Source organism: Flavobacterium sp. (genome assembly GCF_046073885.1).
Taxonomy (GTDB): Bacteria; Bacteroidota; Bacteroidia; order Flavobacteriales; family Flavobacteriaceae; genus Flavobacterium.
Window position 1 is genome coordinate 1 of sequence record NZ_JBJTND010000027.1, and the last position, 19,757, is coordinate 19,757.

A 19,757-nucleotide genomic window follows, 5' to 3' on the forward strand; every position below is an offset into this window, starting at 1 on the left:
ATTTTTCTCTAATAACGTTAAGGCTTCTTTGTAGTTTTTAGACGTGATGTACGAATTGATCAATAAACTTTCAATCTCACCTTTGCTTGGCGAATTGGGATATTTGTTCAAAAACGACGACAATACATCCGGAACCGATTGATACGAATTCCCAATTTCATAACTGATTTTAGCATAATTCAAATGAGCATCTTCCTGAATTTTAGCATCAAAATCCATTTCGGAAGCAATCTTAAATGCATTAAGCGCCTGCTGCTTTTTATCGGTGTTCATATAGCATTCACCCAAATGATAATAGGCATTTTGAGCTACACCATCCTTACCATCAATGATTTTATTGAATTGCGATATGGCATTTTCATAGTCTTTTTGTTGGTAATACGCATAGCCCAATTGGTAAAAATCGGTATTACTCCATTTTCCTTTTTTTCCTTTATACTCCTTTAAATAAGGCAGCGCTGTGTCGTATTTTTTCAAATTGAAATAACTTTCACCAATGATTTTATTCAACTCCGATTTTTCAGAAGCATTAGAATTTGGCATAGCCAATAAACCTAAATCGATCGCTTTTTGGAAATTACCGGATTTAAAATTCATATCGGCTTGAAAATAGGATAACTTTTCCTTGTACTTCTCCTCACCCGAAACTTGATCAAAAAATTTATTTGCTTCTTTGTAATCTTCTCCTTCATAAGCCATAAACCCTAAATAATATTTGGCCTGCGAGCCAAAAGTTTTCGAATTTGTAACTTTACTCAAATACGTAGTTGCGACATTTTTATTTTTTTCAGAGAAATAAGCATATCCTTTTTGGAAATTATATTTTTCCAATTCATCAAAAGTTAATGTTCGCTCATCTACTTTATCAAAATTTTGAATTGCTTGAGGGTAATTCGAGCTTTCAAAATAATAAGTTGCTAGTTCCAATATCGCATGATTAATTTTAGTACTTGTTGGAAAACTGGAAATGAAATTCTCCATCAATGTATTTGCATCCGATTGATTTAATTGAATTGCACAATTGGCAATGCAATAAGAACAATCTGCTTGAACCTCTTGGTTTCTAACAAATTGCCGAACTTTATCAAATAGAATTTGAGCAGCTAAATATTGTTTTCCCTGATACAAGGCTAGTGCATTATCATATTCAGATAAAGTATTTGAATGCACAATAGATTGCTGTGCCGTAAGTGTAGCCCCAGAAACTAATAAATTTAAAAGTAAAAAAGCAGCTGTTTTTCGCATGGTTTGGAATTTAAAAGTACTTCAAATGTAGGATTATACAAGCTATAACGAGAGTTGATTGTTTTTTATTATAAACATATTTTTTAACAATAGAAAAAGCAGCTAGATAGAAGTTGCTACTTGAAAGTATTTAATAACTAATCTTAAAATTTATTTTGAAAAACAGCGTTATCTTATTACTTTTACCAAATAAACAATTTCAAATATGTCAAATCCTGTACTAGCGTTAAAAGACGTAACCATTTACCAAGAGAATAAAGTGATTTTATCCCAAATTAATTTGGAAGTAAATCATGGTGAATTTCTATACATCATTGGAAAAACCGGAACGGGTAAAAGTAGTTTAATGAAAACTTTGTATGCCGACTTACCTTTAACTCAAGGAGAAGGGCATATAGTAGAATTTGATTTGGCAACTCTTGAGGAAAAAGATATTCCGTATTTGAGAAGAAAAATTGGAATTGTTTTTCAAGATTTCAAATTATTACCAGACAGAACGGTTAATGACAATATGATTTTCGTTCTTAAAGCTACTGGATGGACTGATGCGCAAAGAATGCAAGATAAAATAGACGAAGTATTGGATAAAGTAGGTATGAGAGGATTTGCTTCAAAAATGCCACACCAACTTTCTGGCGGGGAACAACAACGTGTTGCCATTGCAAGAGCTTTGCTAAATGACCCTGAATTAATTCTTGCTGACGAACCAACAGGAAACCTAGATCCACAAACCAGTGTTGAAGTATTGGAAGTATTAAAAAACATCAATGCATTAGGAAAAACCATAATTATGGCAACCCACGATTATGCATTGCTTATGAAATTCCCTTCTAAAACTTTAAAATGTGAAGACGGATCTATTTTTGAAGTAGTTCAAAAAGTGGGTTAATCTCCCTAAAATTGTAACATTCACAATTTGACAAAAAAAACAATTGTAATTTCAGGAATTAACATGAAAGAAGGTGGTTTGCTAACCATCCTAGATAATTGTTTGCAAAAAATATCCGATTACAACGCCAATAATGAGTATAGAGTAATCGCATTGGTTTATGACAAGACATTTTTTTCTTATCCCAATATTGAATACCTCTCGTTTTCAAAAAAAAACAGCTCTTGGTTTACCCGAATTTATTACGAATTCTTTTACTTAAAAAAGTTATCCAAAAGCCTTAATGCTTCCGTTTGGCTTTCGCTTCATGATGTTACTCCAAATGTGATTGCAAATAAGCGATTTGTGTATTTTCATCATCCTACAATTTTTTACAAACCAACATTCAAAGATTGGAAATTCGATTATAAAATTGGAGTTTTTTCAATTTTATACCAATATTTAACCCGAATCAATATCAAAAAAAACGTTGCTGTTTTTGTGCAACAAAATTGGATTAAAAACGAATTTGAAAAATTATATAAAATCCAAAATATTAAGGTTTGTTACCCAGAATATACCGAAGAACTTACCACACAAAAAACCATTTTAGAAAAAGACAAAATACACTTCTTTTACCCTAGTTTCCCTAGAACCTATAAAAATTTTGAGCTTATTTTTAAAGCAATCAATTTATTGGACAAAGACACAAGAAATAAAGTCAGATTTCATTTTACAACCATAAAAGACAATCAAAATAAATTTGCACAATATATTTACAACAAGTTTCATTCCATGCCTGAAGTAGATTTTAAAGGATGGATTTCTAGAGAAGAAGTATTGAAATTATATAATTCGGTGGATTGCATTGTTTTTCCTTCCAAATTAGAAACTTGGGGATTGCCATTATCCGAAGCCAAAGCATTTGGAAAACCAATATTGGCGGCCAATTTACCTTATGCTAAAGAAGCGATTGGAGATTATGACCACGTTTCGTTTTTTGATGTTAAAAATCCAAAGGAATTAGCGAAACAACTAACTGATTTTGTAAATAATTCAATTCAATTTCAGGGAAATAGAATTACATTTGACCACAACGATCAATTAAAAGATTGGAATGCACTATTTGATTTCATGTTAAAAAATTAAAAATGCCATTTTTTTCAGTCATCATTCCGCTATATAACAAAGAAAAATTTGTTGAAAATACCCTTAAAAGTATTCTCAATCAAACCTTTACGGATTATGAAATTCTTATTGTAAACGACTGTTCGACTGATTTAAGCGTTGAAAAAATCAAACCCTTTTTATCAGAATCCATTCGATTAATTGAGCATTCGCAAAACAAAGGATTATCGGCAGCACGAAACACCGGAATCGCAAATACAACTTCAAATTATATTACTTTTCTAGATGCCGATGACACCTGGAAACCCAACTTTTTAAAAACAATTCATAATCTAATAACTGAATTTCCAGAGGCAAAAATATTTGGAACCAATTATGAGGAGATTTATTCAAACAAAATAACCACACCGAATAATTTTCCGAAAGGAATTGCACCAAAAGAAAATCAAATAATCGATTTTTTCGAACACAATTTAGGACAAGGAATATACAATCACGGTAGCGTTTGTTTTCACAAATCCGTTTATGAAAAAGCTGGCCTTTATGATGAAACAATTGATTTTGCTGAGGATATTGATTTTAATATTCGAGCAAATTATTACTTTAAACTGGCGTATTCCAATACCATTCAAATGCAGTATTTCATGGAAACTGAAACGCAACTCACGCGCAGTTCTATAGTAAATAAACGACTTCCCGATTTTGATAAGTACGATGCTTTTGCAAAAGAAGACTCTGGTATTGCTAAATATTTAGCATTTGAAAGATATGTTTTAGCAAAACACATAAAAACAGACGGAGGTTATACACAGTATAAGAAAATTAGTTCCAAAATAGACCACAATTACCTCAATTGGAAGCAACAAATTCTTTTGAAATTGCCTGCTTTTATTTTGAAACTAATAAAAACGATAAAGGAATTGCTTATTAAAAAAGGTGTGAAATTTACAAGCTACTAACTAGTGAATTTTCATCAATTCAAGCCAATGTTTTCCAATTGAATCAATCGAAAATCTATGAACGCTTTCTTTAGCATTATTCTTACAATGGTTGTACATTTTTTCATTTGAAGCCAATTCATTCATTGCTTCAATCAAATTTTCTTGATTTTGATTGTCAACTAAAAGTCCGTTTTCTTGATCAAAAATAATTTCACTCGGACCAGAAAAACAATCAAAGGCAACAACCGGAGTTTCACAAGCAAGTGATTCAATTAATACGGTTGGAAAGCCTTCGTTTTTACTCGTTAAGACAGTAAATAAAGCCTGCTTATAATAAGGAAAAGGATTAGCAACTTTGCCTTTAAATAAAACAAAATCCTGTAATTCTAGTTGGGCAACTTGGCGCTCTAAGTCAGCTTTTAATAACCCATCACCTAACAATATTAGCTTTATGTTGTTTTTTGACAAATTGGATTTTGCATAACTATCAATTAAAATATCAAATTGCTTCACAGCATCATTCATCCTTCCCACAGCCAAAATATATTTGTAATCTATTGACAAATTTTCCTCTGTAGCTTTTTGTATAGCCTCAAAATCAATAGGATTATAAATCGTCTCAACATTTGAATACGTATATTCTGAAGTTATCTTTTCTTGGATTGCTTTGGAAACAGAAACAATTTTATTTGCATGCGAATAAATTGAATTTGCTAAAGTTCTATTTTTTGGAAAATACAACTCCGTCATAAAACTATGAACGGTAACAATTAATGGGGAATTGAAAATATATTTTGCAATGATATATTCTTGCAAAGCATGGCGTTTCACTCGGAAATCAATAATAAAATCAAATTGATTCTTATTGAAAAAATGTTTCAAAGCCCTAAAACGCTTCCAACGGTTTAAAAGTCCATTGGTTCTGTTTTTTAGTTTACCGAGATTTAAAACTTCGCCAGCAAACTCATATTCAATTTTATCAACCACAATAATGTGATGAACTTTACAGTTATTTTTCTCAAAATAAATAGACAATGTCGCAGCGCAACGCTCTGCTCCTCCCGTTGCAAGTTGATCGGAAACAATACAAATTCTGGTTTGCTTTTTTTCGGAAGGGTTCAAATTTTTAACTATTTTAGCAACAAATATACAATAAGTGAGAATATTATTAGTAGGTGAATTTAGTAGGTTACACAATTCCTTAAAAGAAGGCCTGACTGCTCTTGGACACGAAGTTGTTATCATTGCCAACGGTGATGGTTTCAAGAACTACCCTACCGATTTATCTACAAAAGCCAAATGGTGTGAAACAAAATTGGGCAATATTCCACGTCAAATTATCTTCAGACTAACCCGATTTGATATTGCAAAAATAGAATTCGGAATTCGGTTTTATTTTCATTTAAATAAATTAAAAGATTTTGATGTAGTTCAATTCATAAATGAAGCACCTATTCAAACTATACCAGGTTTGGAGCGCTTTCTTTTGAAGAAATTAATTCATCAAAATAAAAAAACATTCCTGCTTTGTTGTGGCGTGGATTATTTGGTAGCCCAACATTTAATAGAAAAAAAAGATCGGTATTCTATTATGAATCCTTTTTTTGAAAATCCAAAATCCAAAAAGGAATACCAATTCCTATTAGATTTTCTATCCAAAAGCCATATTAAAACACACCAATTAATTTATCAAAATATCCACGGAGTTATATCTTCCGATATTGATTATTTGTTGCCCTTGCAGGGGCATCCCAAATTTTTAGGGTTAATTCCGAATCCAATTAACACGGCTGCAATAGATTTTTCAGAATTAAAAATTGATGATAAAATAATATTATTCCTAGGAATCAATCGAGGTACTTATTTCACTAAAGGAATTACTTTTTTTGAAAAAGCATTGGAAATAGTAAAAGAGAAAATGGGCGATCGAATTGAAATTATCATTGCCGAAAATTTGCCTTACCAAACCTACATCAATCAATACAAGAGAGCGCACATAATTTTAGATCAGGTATATAGTTTTGATCAAGGCTACAATGCCTTAGAAGCTATGGCTAAAGGAAAGGTTGTATTTACAGGAGCTGAAATTGAATTTGAGAAATATTACAACTTGACCGAAAAAGTGGCTGTAAATGCCTTACCCGATGTGGATTCATTAGTGAAAAATCTTAGCCATTTAATTGAAAATCCAACTGAGATTAGCGCAATAGGTAAACGTGCTAGAACATTTATCGAAGAACATCACAATTACAAAAATTGCGCAGAAGATTATCTCTCAAAATGGACTAATTAATTTTTTAGTGTTTTTCTAAACATAAAAATGATAATCAGGAAAGTCACTAAATTGGCTGCAAAATAAGCTTGAACCACCCCTTCTGAAGCACGTTGCGGAATTAATACATAAGATAGTATTAAAAAACAAACGTTAAACACAATTTCAATAATAAAATACTTTTTGAGCATTGATTTTACTAGGATTTGAAATCCGAAGGCGAGTGTCATTATTTTGAAAAAATCCCCCAATAATTGCCAAATTAATATTGAATTTATCTTATTAAACTCTTTAGTGAAAGCCAATTGAATAATATAATTTTTCAAAATAAAAACCAGAATAAGCATCACTATAAACAATGGAACCAAGGTTTTAAAGTAATTTATGATTTCAAGTTTGAACTCGGAATTGGTTTTTAGAGAAGCTAATTTTGGCATGTAATACAAGGTGATTCCTGTATTAAAAAACATCATATAAAATCCAGAAAGTCGGTTTACACCATCCCATATTCCTGCTTCTTGAATGGAATGAACTGAAACTATTTGATCCCGAATTAAGATTAGGGTTAGCGGCACCAAAACAGCACTAAGCAGAGCCATAATTGAATAGCGCTGCATGACATTTAAGTATTTTTTATAGTTTATTTGATGGTAATCAAATTTGAAATGCGTGAACGATTTTCTGATAAACAAATAGGTTACAAAAAACATCAACACTTCACCTATTCCAACTGAAAGTAACCCGCCTTGAATGTTATTATGCCATACTAAATAGGCCGTAAGGAAAAACAAAATCAGATTGGAAATTATTTGAATGCTTATGATGTGTTTGAATTTTTCGAACGCATTGTAAACCGAAGTCCAAAATACATTAATAACTATTAAGGGCAACATCAATCCGAAAAACTGAATTGGAATTGCATAGTGATAACTATAAAATATAAGGTTTGAAATTGATCCTGCAAATAATGCAACGGAAATTCCGATACCAATTGCCAGCCCGAGGAATACCCCAAAAAAAGTAGAATAAATTATGGAAACTTCTTCCCGATCATTTTTGTTTTCAACGATCAATTTCACCACCGAAGTATTGATTCCGAGAGTTGCAATTGATTTAATCATTGTGGTAAAATTTCTAAAACTCCCCATTAATGCCATTCCGGAAGGACCTAAAAAGACAGAAACAATTTTAGAAGAAAGCATACCCAAAACAAAACTTATTCCAACTGAAAAAGAATTCAGCGAAAGCACCTTAATTAAAGTGTTGTTTTTGAGTTTATTTATCACTATAAATTTCTAATAACTTTAGCAGGAACACCTGCTGCAATACTATTTTCGAGAATGTTTTTGGTAACTACAGAGCCACTTCCAATAACTGAATTTGCACCAATAGTTACCCCTTTCAAAATGATTACATTATCTCCAATAAAAACATTGGTTCCAATAGTAACATCGTTGGTGGAAATTACCTCTGAATTTCGTTCCAGAGGATTAAGATTGTGCCCGTCATTGTCCATAATTGAGCAATTTACACCTATTAATGTGTTGGCTCCTATGACTATTTTAGAGAAGGCTACAGCCGAAAAAGCATTGTTTATGGTTACAGAATCTCCTATTTGAATCGAACTAGTTTCATTTCGAGCTTCTAAATAAGAATAATGCGAGAAAAAATTAGGTGAATCAACTACTCCTATTTGAACATTTTTCCCAAAAGAAATGGTTCCTTTCCCTCTTAACAATAAAGGATGAAAGCGTTTTGGCGAACCAATAACCTTACTGCAATTAGAAAGAAATTGGTATTTCCAAACGCGTAGAGTGACAAAGATGAAATGTTTTAATGTTCCCATTTAATAACTATTTAAAAACAGTATCTAAGATTGAAAAATTTCTAGTTTCCACTTCATAAAAGTTTTGAATAACGGTTTTGGCTCCAAAACTTTCTTTCCAAAACAGCAACCCTTTGTTTATCATTCTACCATCATATTCATTGCATATTCCGAAATCATGAAAATGATAATCCTTAAAAACTTCTTTAATTAAATGGTGGTGTAAATAATCTAAACTTCCACTCACATTTTTGGTTTCATTTCCTGAAATATATTGCGAATGCACCACTTTTTTATTTACAAAAACGGTTGTACCGCCCAGTAATTCTTCATTTTTATAGACATTAAATTGACGGATATTATTTGGAAATAAATGCTTCAATTTAGTAATCTCAGCTAAAGTATGTACTGGTTTTGCATTGTGCTTTTGAGCTAAATTGGGAACCAAAATTGTATTCCAAAATAAATCAAAACTAGATTCTTCTTTTACAACTAATTCATTTTTGATTCCCCGCTTCACGCCTTCCATTCGGTTGCTATCAATCGCATTCTTTTTTACTAAATCCAATACAGACAAGGCATCTCTTCGTGTTAATTTGGCTTGAACAATAAATAAACAATACTCCAATTCCTCAGAAAAATAATCCGAATAAATTGTAGGTATGGATTTTACTATTAATTTTTCAATTGCATTTTCATGAAGAAATTGCAAAATACTTTTAAATATTGCAATCACCGCACTTAACTTGGCTTTGTTACTTAAAACCAATCCACCATATGTTAGGCCTTGATGAGAAAATACGGTGTCATCTACCCTATTAGCCGGCAAAACAGCAACCAATTTCTCACCATCAAAAACCATCAAAGAATAATCTTGAAAGCGATCGGAATGGTAATCCATGAAATTTCGATCAAATAAAAAGGTAGCATTTTTAGCAACACTTATAAAAGCATTCCAGATTGAAGAATCTTGCGGTTGGTATAATCTAACTTGATAGTGTTTCACGAGATGTATTAAAACTTTGGAAAATTACACAATATTTATTAGCAATTCCAATTACAAATGTAATTATCTAAAAATAAATACCTAATTTAGACCATCCAAATTAATTAATTCTGGTGAAAATCAAGATTCAAATACTTATTTTAGGATTAATCTTCAGCATTTCTTGTTCAATTCAAGGACAAAGCGTAGCATTATATCAACAATTTAATGGTCGATATGACTTTACGTTTATAGGAAATACTATGAATTTGGGTGAAAACAACATTACTGCAGGTTGTGAAAATCTATTAATTAACTCCTCTTCGGCCAGCCTAAATTTAAACTCCAATCAAATTATTCAAAGTGCATACCTGTATTGGGCGGGTTCGGGTTCTGGTGATTTTGATGTGAAATTAAATAATATTCAAATTTCGGCGCAGCGAACTTTTTCAAATATTTCTTCCTCTTCAGGACTTACCTATTTTAGTGCATTTTCGGATATTACTTCTCAAGTAATGAGTACAGGAAATGGCAACTATACGCTATCCGATTTAGATGTTTCCCAAACATTAATTGATATTTCTGGATATTGCACCAACCGAACAAATTTTGCTGGTTGGGCACTAATTATTGTATTTAAAGACATGAGCTTACCGCTAAATCAAATCAATATTTATGATGGATTACAAAGTATTCCAAGTGCATTAAACATTACATTAAATAGTCTAAATGTTGTAGATAACAATAATGCTCAAATAGGATTTATTGCTTGGGAGGGTGATTCCAATCTTGCTGTAAACGAAACTTTAAAGATTAATGGCAACACTTTGAGTAACCCACCATTAAACCCTGCTAATAATGCTTTTAATGGCACCAACAGTATCACTGGAGCCAACAATCTTTATAATATGGATTTGGATATTTACAACATTCAAAATAATATTAACATTGGAGATACTACAGCGCAAATCCAACTTTCATCCGGGCAAGATGTGGTGTTAATTAATGCCATTGTAACTAAATTAAACAGCCAATTACCGGATGCAGGTGTAGTACTAAATTCATTGAATCAAACCTGCGATTCTAGAGATATCCAAATCAACTTTACTGTAACCAATTACAATTGCACTAATTCACTTCCTGCAGGAACTCCAATAGCTATCTACGCAAACGGACAATTAATTGGCCAAACACAAACCTCAGTTCTTATTCCTATAGACGGTAGTGAAAATAAACAAATCACAATCTCTTTACCGAGTAGTATCCCTAATAGCTTTATAATAACAATTGTTGTAGATGATAATGGAACAGGAAATGGCACGGTTAGTGAATTATCTGAAAACAACAATCAAGTATCTAGCAACCAACTTACCTTGTGGTTCACCCCTTTATTTAACACCATGCAACCCTTAAATACCTGCAATCAAGGCCTTACACAAGGAACATTTAATTTCTTTGATTACAGTACTTTGTCACTTACGAATTCTGGAGATACTTTTGTTGGTTTTTATGAATCGGCAGCAGATGCTTCAGCGGAGACGAATGCCATAGCCAATACAACCAATTACATTGCTACTTCAACACCAAAAGAAATTTTTATCCGTATCGAAAATCAAAATTGTTACTCTATTAGTTCGTTTTGGCTGTATACAAAAAACTGTCCTCCAACCGTTTACAATTATGTTTCAAGTAATAATGACCAAGCTAATGACACTTTCTTTATTGATGGCTTGAGAAATGTGTTTGTAAATTTTGAATTGGAAATATACAACCGCTGGGGAAAATTAATTTGGACCGGAAATAATAACACGCCCGATTGGGATGGAATGGCTACCAAAGGAATTCGTGTAGATAATTCGGCGGTACCAGAAGGGACTTATTATTACATTCTTAACTTAAACGATAAAGACTATCCTGAACCTATTACAGGGTGGTTGTATTTTAGAAAGTAACTCGATTCTTTATAAAAATCTCAGTAACTTCGCAAAAAATATTTCCCTTGAAACAAATTACCTCCATACAAAATCCATTCATAAAATCGTTAGTGCAATTGCAAGAAAAAGCCAAAGCACGTAAACAAACCGGAACTTTTTTAATTGAAGGCAAACGTGAAATTGAGCTGGCATTAAAAGGAGGTTACGAACTCAATACACTACTTTTTCTTCCCGAATTAATTTCAGAAAAAGAACTGAAAAATCTGTGTCAAAAAAATGACATTGATTGCATCGAAATCAATAAAGAAGTCTATCAGAAACTCGCTTACCGTGACTCTACTGAAGGCATTATTGCTGTAGCTAAAACTAAGTCGGTTGCTTTAGAAGATTTGATTTTACCTGAAAATCCGCTAATTTTAGTTATGGAATCGATAGAAAAACCAGGAAATATTGGTGCCATGCTGCGCACATGTGATGCAGCCAATATTGACGCTGTAATTCTCACCAATCCAAAAACCGATTTATATAACCCAAATTTAATTCGATCGAGTGTTGGTTGTATTTTTACCAATCAAATTGCAACCGGAAGTAACGAAGAAGTTATCGCATTTTTGAAAAATAAAAAAATCGAAATCTTCAGTGCCACTTTACAAAATTCAAATTCATATCATACTCAAAATTACACCAAAGCCACAGCAATTGCTGTAGGAACAGAAGCAACAGGACTTACCCAAATCTGGCGTGACCATGCCACTCAAAATATTATTATTCCGATGCAAGGTCAAATCGACTCCATGAATGTATCGGTTGCCGCTGCCATACTAGTATTTGAAGCAAGAAGACAACGCGGTTTTGAAACCAAATAAATATAAATTATGAAAAGTAACTTACTTATTGCACTATTACTAACCACTATTTTTAGTAACGCCCAAATTACCGAAGCCAAACTTGATGATTTGGTACAACGAACTATGAAAACCTTTAACGTGCCAGGAATTGCGGTTGCTATTGTGAAAGATGGAAAAGTAGTTGTTTCTAAAGGCTATGGTGTAACCAATATTAAAACCCAACAAAAAGTAGACGGAAATACCCTTTTCGGAATTGCTTCCAATAGTAAAGCCTTCACTGCGGCTGCACTTGCAATGTTAGTTGACGAAAAGAAAATCAATTGGGACGACAAAGTAATTCAATACCTTCCTGAATTTAAAATGTATAACGATTATGTGACAAAAGAATTCACTATTCGAGATTTACTTACCCACAGAAGCGGACTCGGTTTAGGTGCCGGAGATCTTATGATTTGGCCTGACGGGCATAATTTTACACCAAAAGATATTATTAAAAACATCCACTTTTTAAAACCGGTTTCGGCGTTTAGAACAAAATACGATTACGATAATTTATTATATGTTATTGTAGGTGAAGTTATTGAACGAGTTTCAGGTAAAAGTTGGTGTGATTTTGTGGAAACGAGAATATTAGCGCCACTTCAAATGAACAACAGTGCGGCATCCTGGAGAAGATTAAAAGACACCACCAATACTATTGTTCCGCATGTACCAACAAATGGTAAGTTGGAAGTAATTAAGCGATACACAAACCCAATTTTTGATGCGGCTGCCGGAATTTACACAAGTACCAATGATTTAAGCAAATGGGTTATTGCCCAATTAAATCATGGAAAATATGGAGCAAATAATGAAAACAGATTGTTTAGCGAAGCGGTTCATAAAGACATGTGGACATCACAAACAATTTTGCCTTTAAACAATATGAAACCGTACAGTTGTAATTTTAAGGCGTATGGATTAGGGTGGCAATTAACAGATATTAATGGGCATCTTCAAGTATCTCATACAGGAGGTTTGGACGGAATTGTTACTCAAACTTTAATGATCCCAGATATACAATTAGGAATTATTGTATTAACCAACCAACAAGTTGGAGTAGCATTTAATGCAATTTCCAATACAATAAAGGATAGTTATTTGGGCTTTCATTTTCCTGATCATGTGGTTACATTAAGTGCCAGCAGAAAGCAATTTGAAGATGATGCTGACAAAGTTACCGATGAAGTTTGGATTAAAGTAAATCAAAATATTGCTGCAAATACCCAATTAGAGCCCAAAAAATTAATCGGAACGTACACCGATAATTGGTTTGGCAAAATAAAGATTTTTCAAAGCAATGGAGCATTGCGCTTTCAATCGGAACGATCTTCCCGATTAAAAGGCTATATTTTTTATTACAAAGACAACACCTATGCGGTGAAATGGGATATTAGAAGTTTCCAAGCAGATGCCTTCATCCATTTTGACATCTCTGAAGATGGAATTGCTACCCATTTTAAAATGGAAGCAATCTCTCCGCTAACCGATTTTAGCTATGATTTTCAAGATTTGGATTTCACCAAAGATATAAACTAGGCCTCTGAAGAATATTATTTAGTTTTATTCTCCTTGTTTTTAAGTGTTTTTTTATACAATGGCAAAAAATAAGAAACGGTGTAATTAAATCCGGCACCAAAGTTTCCGCCATAGGTTCTATTAAAACCCGGAATGTACAAATTATCAAAATTGTCAGGGGTTTTATTGGTTATCAAATGGTTTAAACGAACGCTAAATCCAACGTATAAATTTTGAAACATTTCTGCCTTAACTCCTGCAACTACTTCAAGCCATTGAGCCGATAATCCATCAAATTTTTGTCCCGATTCAATTATTGGTTTTGGAAAATAAGTATTCGCATAATAAACAGAATAACTGTTTAAGGTTTGACTAAAAGCACTTACACCATAACGCATACCCACATAGATCATGTTATTCATTCCAATCCAATTTTCATAAGAATTGTAATCAAATCCTACTTTTAAATAGGTGCCGTTAGTTGTAAAATTTAATTGATCGTCGGCAACCGTTTTATTTTCGTTTCCAATTTCGGCAGCCAAATAATGTTTGCGAGTAAATTTAAAATCTCCAACCAATTCCAATCCTTTATAATCTTTCTCATAAAATGATCGAGTTAATTTAGACAAATCAACCCCCACTCGCAAGCCATAACGCTCGGTTTTAGGCTTCACACTATCTTTCTTCGTTAACGTTGAGTCTTTTACCGTAGCTTTTTGTGCTGATGCAAAAAACGAACACAAAACCAAGAATAAACTAAAAAAACATTTTAATATGTACTTCATTTTCAGATTCTAGATTAGGTTTTGCAATCATTATATTTTTAATCCAATTATTACTATCTACCGTTAGAATATTGGTATTTGTATTGGTAAGATTAAATAGGTATTTATAGCCACAAGCTCTAGAAACATATACTGCTTGGGTAGCATAATTGTAAGTTACAATATCTTCATTTTCGGAAGCACCACCAAAATCATATTTTAGCGAATAGGTTGTTGTGGTACCCGATGGATTTAAAGGTAAATAGATTTTGTTACTGTTGGTTAAATAACGTAACGGATTTGTAACAGGCAAAGAATTATTAAAAACTACTCCCTCTTGCATTCCCGAAGCCACCGCTTTTAAATTCGTTACACTTTTTAATGTTGGTGTTGCGACTGAATTATCATAAAACTCAATTACCAATCTTGGAGTGGTAGCAGTCGATGCATCACAAATATCATCCTTTTCACAAGAAAAAAATGACAATGAAATAAGCAGTAATAGAATTATTTTTTTCATAAATTTTAGTTCCTTTTTACTTGATACAGATTGCAATAACTATCGCAGTTCCAAAAGTACAACATTTTCCACATGATGCGTTTGCGGAAACATATCAACCGGTCGCACTCGAATTACCTTGTATTTTTCATCCATCAAAGCAAGATCTCTAGCTTGTGTCGCCGAATTACAGCTAACATAAACCACTCTTTGTGGTTCAATTTTCATTATTTGCTCCACCACATCTTTATGCATTCCATCACGCGGAGGATCTGTAATAATTACATCGGGCTTTCCATGTTGGGCAATAAATTCCTCATTGAAAACATTTTTCATATCTCCCACAAAAAACTCACAATTGAAAATTTCGTTTCGTTTGGCATTTTCTTTTGCATCGGCAATGGCTTCAGGCACTGCTTCTACACCAATTACTTTTTTGGCTTTTATTGAAACAAATTGCGCAATGGTTCCCGTTCCAGTATATAAATCATAAACAACTTCGTTACCGGTTAAACCAGCAAAATCTCGGGTAATTTTATACAATTCATAAGCTTGGTCGGAATTGGTTTGGTAAAATGATTTGGCATTAATGCTAAAATGCAAGCCTTCCATTTCTTCCAAAATATAATCTCTTCCTTTATACAATTTGATATCTTGATCGTATAATGTATCGTTAGCTTTACTATTAATTACATACTGCAAGGAAGTTATTTGTGGAAATTTCTCTTGAATATGATCTAATAGTAATTCTCTTTTTTCTTTATCGTTTTCAAAAAACTGAATTAATACCATAATTTCACCTGTAGAAGCAGTACGAATCATTAAAGTCCTTAATAATCCTTCGTGGTTTCTGGCATTAAAAAAAGTCATTCCGTTTTGAACAGCAAATTCTCGAATGGAATTCCGAATGGCATTAGAGGGATCTTCCTGCAAATGACATTCATCAATATTTAAAATCTTATCCCACATTCTTGGAATATGAAATCCCAATGCAGGATTTTTACTCAAATTGGAATCCTCCGATTGTATTTCGGTTTCCGTTAACCATCTCGTGTCAGAAAAACCAAATTCCATTTTGTTTCTATAAAAGAATTGTTTTTCAGAACCTAAAATAGGCTCAAATTCGGGCAAGTCTACCTTCGCAATTCGTTTTAAATTATTATAAACCTCTTGATTTTTATAAAACAACTGTCGCTCGTAATTCATGTTTTGCCATTTGCAACCACCACAGGCTCCAAAATGTTGGCAAACAGGTTCAATTCGATGTTCTGAAAAAGAATGGAATTTTATAGCTCTTCCTTCAAAATACGACTTACGCTTTTTTAATGTTTGCACATCAACCACATCGCCAGGTACCACATTTGGAAGAAAAATAACTTGACCTTCTGGTGCTTTAGCAACCGAAACTCCTTTTGCACCCGCATCAAGCACGGTAACATTTTCAAAAATAACTTTATCTGTTTTCTTTTTTCCCATAGCGCAAAAATAAACTATTGCTTTGTTTTTCATATTGGTTTAGCAAAAAAATAAGAAATCTTTTTAATGCGATAATTTATTCGTCTTGAAAATGGTATATTTGAAAAAATAACTTCCATGACCACACACCTTGCCTTACTTCGCGGCATCAATGTTTCAGGGCATAACATGATAAAAATGGATGCCTTGAAAACGGCATTAGAACAAATTGGTTTTTTAAATGTTAGCACCTACATTCAATCGGGTAATGTTTTTGTAACAACTCCCGAAGAAAGCCCTACCAAAGTGGGATTTTTAATTAAGCAAGAAATTTATAAAACCTTCGGGCATGATGTTCCGGTTGTAGTAATTGGCAAAGTTGATTTGGAAGTTTGCCTTATAAATAATCCGTTTCTAAAAGAAAAAGATGTGGATACCAAAAAATTGTATGTTTCGTTTGTTTCCATGGAATTAAAAAACGAACGCATTCATGATTTAAAAATCAGCAAAATTAAACCCGATCAAGTTCACATCGACCAAAGTAGAATTTACATCAAATACGACATATCACCAGCTAAAACGAGATTAGACAACAATTACATTGAGAAAAATCTGAATGTAATTTCTACCATTCGAAACTGGAATACCGTCAATAAATTATTTGAATTATTTGAAACAAATGATTAAATTTATTTTCTAAATCAATTGGAATTGAAAAAGACAAATCCCCTTCTAAAATTTTGGAAAATTCTGGGTCCCGGCTTAATTACAGGGGCAAGTGACGATGATCCATCCGGAATAGCGACCTATTCGCAAGCAGGCGCTGCTTTTGGATTATCTACTTTATGGACCTCTATTGTTGCGTTTCCATTAATGGCTTCCATCCAACAAATGTGTGCCAAAATCGGACTCGTTACTTCGCAAGGATTAACCGGAGCTTTAAAATCCAATTATCCCAGACCACTTTTATATGTTATGCTTTTGTTTAGTTTTCCAGCTATTGTTATGAATATTGGAGCCGATATTGCAGGAATGGGAGCTGTGGGCAATTTATTATTTCCTAAAATTGATGCTATTTATTTTAGTGTATTTTTCACTTTAATGCTGTTAATTTTAATTATTTATTTACCCTACCAAAGAATTGCTGCCATACTAAAATATTTATGCATTGTGCTCTTAGTTTATTTAATAGTTCCTTTTTTATTCAAACAAAATTGGATGGATGTTGCTGAAAATACGTTTATTCCAACAATTCATTTAAATAAAGACTTCATTAGTGTTTTGGTTGGGATTTTAGGCACAACTATTTCGCCGTACTTATTTTTTTGGCAAGCTTCAATGGAAGTAGAAGAAATGAAACATAAAAAAAGACACCTGATGGTAAACAAAAAAATAATTCACAACATGCAACAGGATGTTGATTTTGGAATGTCATTTTCAGGGGTTGTAATGTTTTTCATCATTCTTACTACTGGTACCGTTTTATACAAAGCTGGAATACACCAAATCGATACGGTTGAACAAGCTGCGGCAGCCTTAAAACCTCTAGCAGGGAACTTTGCTTACCTTCTTTTTGCAATCGGGGTTATTGGAACGGGCTTATTAGCAATTCCGGTATTAAGCGGATCGTTATCGTACATCATCGCCGAAACATTTGGCTGGGAACAAGGATTAGATAAAAAATTTCACGAAGCAAAAGCGTTCTACATTGTGATGGCCTTCTCTTTAATTTTGGGGCTTTCAATTAATTACATCGGAATCTCTCCTGTTAAAGCTTTAATTTACACAGCAATACTTTATGGACTGACTGCACCCGTTTTAATTGCTATTATTTTGCATATTTCAAACAACAAAAAAGTAATGGGTGAATTCACAAACTCCAAGAAAACCAACATTCTCGGATTCGCCTCATTAGTAATCATGACTGCCGCAGCAGTTACTTTGATTTACCTTCAAATAACGGAATAAATCAACATTGAAATTATTAATAAATCACCAAAAATTAGTCAGTATTTTTTCGATTTTCGCAATATATTTTTCTATTTTTGCTATCCTAGGATGATTTCTCTCCCAATTAAGAAGGAATGGCTTTTTAAGAAATAGCTGCGAATTTGCAGTTTAACAGAAAAAATATGTCAGTTTTAGAAAAAATCAGCTCTGCAGAAGCAATTGCTTTAGAAGATAAATATGGAGCACACAACTACCACCCACTTCCAGTAGTTTTAAGCAAAGGAAATGGAGTATTTGTATGGGATGTGGAAGGAAAAAAGTATTATGATTTCCTATCTGCTTACTCTGCTGTAAATCAAGGACATTGTCATCCAGACATTGTAAATGCCATGATTGAACAAGCTCAAACACTTACGCTAACTTCTCGTGCTTTTTACAATGATAAATTAGGGGTGTATGAAGAATATGTAACCAACTATTTTGGGTTTGATAAAGTTTTACCCATGAATACAGGCGCTGAAGCGGTTGAAACCGCTTTGAAATTGTGTAGAAAATGGGCTTATGAGAAAAAAGGAATCTCAGAAAATGAAGCCCAAATTATTGTTTGCGACGGCAATTTCCATGGAAGAACAACTACTATTATCTCGTTTTCAAATGATGATAACGCCAGAAAAAATTTCGGACCGTATACGGCCGGATTTATCAAAATACCTTACGATGACATTGAAGCGTTAGAAAAAGCACTTCAATCAAGCAAAAACATCGCAGGCTTCCTTGTTGAACCTATTCAAGGGGAAGCTGGAGTATACGTACCTGCTTCAGATTATTTAGCGAAAGCAAAAGCACTTTGTGGAGCCAATAATGTTTTATTCATTGCCGATGAAGTACAAACAGGTATCGCAAGAACAGGTTCTATATTAGCCGTTTGCGGGAATTGTACTTGCGAAAATTCGTGCGAAAAACAAAGCACTTATGTAGCTCCAGATATTTTAATTCTAGGAAAAGCCCTTTCAGGAGGCGCCTATCCGGTTTCGGCAGTTTTAGCTAACGATCCTATAATGAACGTAATTAAGCCCGGGCAACATGGCTCAACATTTGGAGGAAATCCAATTGCAGGAGCTGTAGCCATAGCCGCGCTGGAAGTCGTGAAAAAAGAAAAATTATCTCAAAACGCACGTGTTTTAGGTAGGTTGTTTAGAGAAAAACTTGGGGAATACATCCAAACATCGAACATTGCAACGCTAGTTCGAGGAAAAGGCTTATTAAATGCCATTGTAATTAACGATACCGAAGAAAGCGATACAGCATGGAATATTTGCATGGCTTTGCGAGATAACGGTTTATTAGCCAAACCTACACACGGCAATATCATTCGATTTGCACCACCTTTAGTAATGACTGAAGAGCAATTATTTGATTGCGTGGATATCATTATCAAAACCTTAAAGCAATTTGAAAATTAATTTCAATTGATCATAATAAAAAA

Annotated in this window: 18 protein-coding genes; 10 read left to right on the plus strand and 8 right to left on the minus strand. The window is 33.2% G+C overall.

The genetic code is table 11. The annotated features are described in order from the left end of the window. A partial coding sequence (locus tag ACKOWY_RS03995; RefSeq protein WP_408940151.1) for a tetratricopeptide repeat protein occupies positions 1-1,245 on the minus strand: 1,245 nt, incomplete at its 3' end. A gap of 205 nt (positions 1,246-1,450) precedes the next feature. On the opposite strand from ACKOWY_RS03995, the gene ACKOWY_RS04000 reads away from it, so the two are divergent. The 3 genes from ACKOWY_RS04000 to ACKOWY_RS04010 are packed head-to-tail and all read left to right on the plus strand — an operon-like array spanning position 1,451 to position 4,200. After that, entirely contained in the window at positions 1,451-2,134 is a 684-nt protein-coding gene (locus ACKOWY_RS04000) for a cell division ATP-binding protein FtsE (RefSeq protein WP_408940152.1), read from the plus strand. Between the two features lie 27 nt (positions 2,135-2,161). Continuing rightward, on the plus strand, positions 2,162-3,262 hold the full coding sequence (locus tag ACKOWY_RS04005; RefSeq protein WP_408940153.1) for a glycosyltransferase: 1,101 nt from the start codon (positions 2,162-2,164) through the stop codon (positions 3,260-3,262). Positions 3,263-3,264: 2 nt separating this feature from the next. Beyond that, entirely contained in the window at positions 3,265-4,200 is a 936-nt protein-coding gene (locus ACKOWY_RS04010; RefSeq protein WP_408940154.1) for a glycosyltransferase family 2 protein, read from the plus strand. On the opposite strand, the gene ACKOWY_RS04015 is transcribed toward ACKOWY_RS04010, so the two are convergent. Beyond that, positions 4,201-5,304, minus strand: coding sequence for a glycosyltransferase (locus ACKOWY_RS04015; protein ID WP_408940155.1), 1,104 nt, complete (start codon positions 5,302-5,304; stop codon positions 4,201-4,203). A gap of 34 nt (positions 5,305-5,338) precedes the next feature. Between ACKOWY_RS04015 and ACKOWY_RS04020 the strand changes: the two genes are divergently transcribed. Then, entirely contained in the window at positions 5,339-6,475 is a 1,137-nt protein-coding gene (locus ACKOWY_RS04020) for a glycosyltransferase (RefSeq protein ID WP_408940156.1), read from the plus strand. Here ACKOWY_RS04020 and ACKOWY_RS04025 read toward each other — a convergent pair. The 3 genes from ACKOWY_RS04025 to ACKOWY_RS04035 are packed head-to-tail and all read right to left on the minus strand — an operon-like array spanning position 6,472 to position 9,285. Further along, on the minus strand, positions 6,472-7,740 hold the full coding sequence (locus ACKOWY_RS04025) for an O-antigen translocase (protein ID WP_408940157.1): 1,269 nt from the start codon (positions 7,738-7,740) through the stop codon (positions 6,472-6,474). The two genes, ACKOWY_RS04020 and ACKOWY_RS04025, sit on opposite strands and share 4 nt — an antisense overlap. After that, positions 7,740-8,300, minus strand: coding sequence for an acyltransferase (locus tag ACKOWY_RS04030; RefSeq protein WP_408940158.1), 561 nt, complete (start codon positions 8,298-8,300; stop codon positions 7,740-7,742). Before ACKOWY_RS04030 ends, ACKOWY_RS04025 begins: the two co-directional genes overlap by 1 nt. A gap of 7 nt (positions 8,301-8,307) precedes the next feature. Beyond that, a complete protein-coding gene (locus tag ACKOWY_RS04035; RefSeq protein ID WP_408940159.1) occupies positions 8,308-9,285 on the minus strand; it encodes a GNAT family N-acetyltransferase in 978 nt (325 codons plus the stop codon). Positions 9,286-9,398: 113 nt separating this feature from the next. Here ACKOWY_RS04035 and ACKOWY_RS04040 point away from each other — a divergent pair, with 113 nt between their 5' ends. Genes ACKOWY_RS04040 through ACKOWY_RS04050 form a run of 3 tightly spaced genes read left to right on the plus strand, consistent with a single transcriptional unit; the run spans position 9,399 to position 13,624 of the window. Continuing rightward, positions 9,399-11,216 carry a gliding motility-associated C-terminal domain-containing protein gene (locus tag ACKOWY_RS04040; protein ID WP_408940160.1) on the plus strand — a complete coding sequence of 606 codons (1,818 nt, stop codon included), beginning with the start codon at positions 9,399-9,401 and terminating at the stop codon, positions 11,214-11,216. Positions 11,217-11,263: 47 nt separating this feature from the next. Beyond that, positions 11,264-12,064: a TrmH family RNA methyltransferase gene (locus ACKOWY_RS04045; protein WP_408940161.1), complete on the plus strand. Its 801-nt coding sequence runs from the start codon at positions 11,264-11,266 to the stop codon at positions 12,062-12,064. A gap of 9 nt (positions 12,065-12,073) precedes the next feature. Beyond that, positions 12,074-13,624: a serine hydrolase gene (locus ACKOWY_RS04050; RefSeq protein ID WP_408940162.1), complete on the plus strand. Its 1,551-nt coding sequence runs from the start codon at positions 12,074-12,076 to the stop codon at positions 13,622-13,624. 14 nt (positions 13,625-13,638) lie between these two features. On the opposite strand, the gene ACKOWY_RS04055 is transcribed toward ACKOWY_RS04050, so the two are convergent. Genes ACKOWY_RS04055 through rlmD form a run of 3 tightly spaced genes read right to left on the minus strand, consistent with a single transcriptional unit; the run spans position 13,639 to position 16,342 of the window. Next, positions 13,639-14,388, minus strand: coding sequence for a DUF6048 family protein (locus ACKOWY_RS04055; protein ID WP_408940163.1), 750 nt, complete (start codon positions 14,386-14,388; stop codon positions 13,639-13,641). Further along, a complete protein-coding gene (locus tag ACKOWY_RS04060) occupies positions 14,360-14,887 on the minus strand; it encodes a DUF6452 family protein (RefSeq protein ID WP_408940164.1) in 528 nt (175 codons plus the stop codon). Before ACKOWY_RS04060 ends, ACKOWY_RS04055 begins: the two co-directional genes overlap by 29 nt. 39 nt (positions 14,888-14,926) lie before the next feature. Further along, positions 14,927-16,342 carry a 23S rRNA (uracil(1939)-C(5))-methyltransferase RlmD gene (gene rlmD, locus ACKOWY_RS04065; RefSeq protein WP_408940215.1) on the minus strand — a complete coding sequence of 472 codons (1,416 nt, stop codon included), beginning with the start codon at positions 16,340-16,342 and terminating at the stop codon, positions 14,927-14,929. A gap of 117 nt (positions 16,343-16,459) precedes the next feature. Here rlmD and ACKOWY_RS04070 point away from each other — a divergent pair, with 117 nt between their 5' ends. From ACKOWY_RS04070 to rocD, 3 genes are all read left to right on the plus strand, one after another. Further along, complete coding sequence (locus ACKOWY_RS04070) at positions 16,460-17,008, plus strand: DUF1697 domain-containing protein (RefSeq protein WP_408940165.1); 549 nt, start codon at positions 16,460-16,462, stop codon at positions 17,006-17,008. A 24-nt stretch (positions 17,009-17,032) separates the two neighbouring features. Next, positions 17,033-18,289: an NRAMP family divalent metal transporter gene (locus ACKOWY_RS04075; protein ID WP_408940166.1), complete on the plus strand. Its 1,257-nt coding sequence runs from the start codon at positions 17,033-17,035 to the stop codon at positions 18,287-18,289. 164 nt (positions 18,290-18,453) lie between these two features. Further along, entirely contained in the window at positions 18,454-19,734 is a 1,281-nt protein-coding gene (rocD, locus tag ACKOWY_RS04080; protein WP_408940167.1) for an ornithine--oxo-acid transaminase, read from the plus strand. Positions 19,735-19,757 lie beyond the last annotated feature (23 nt).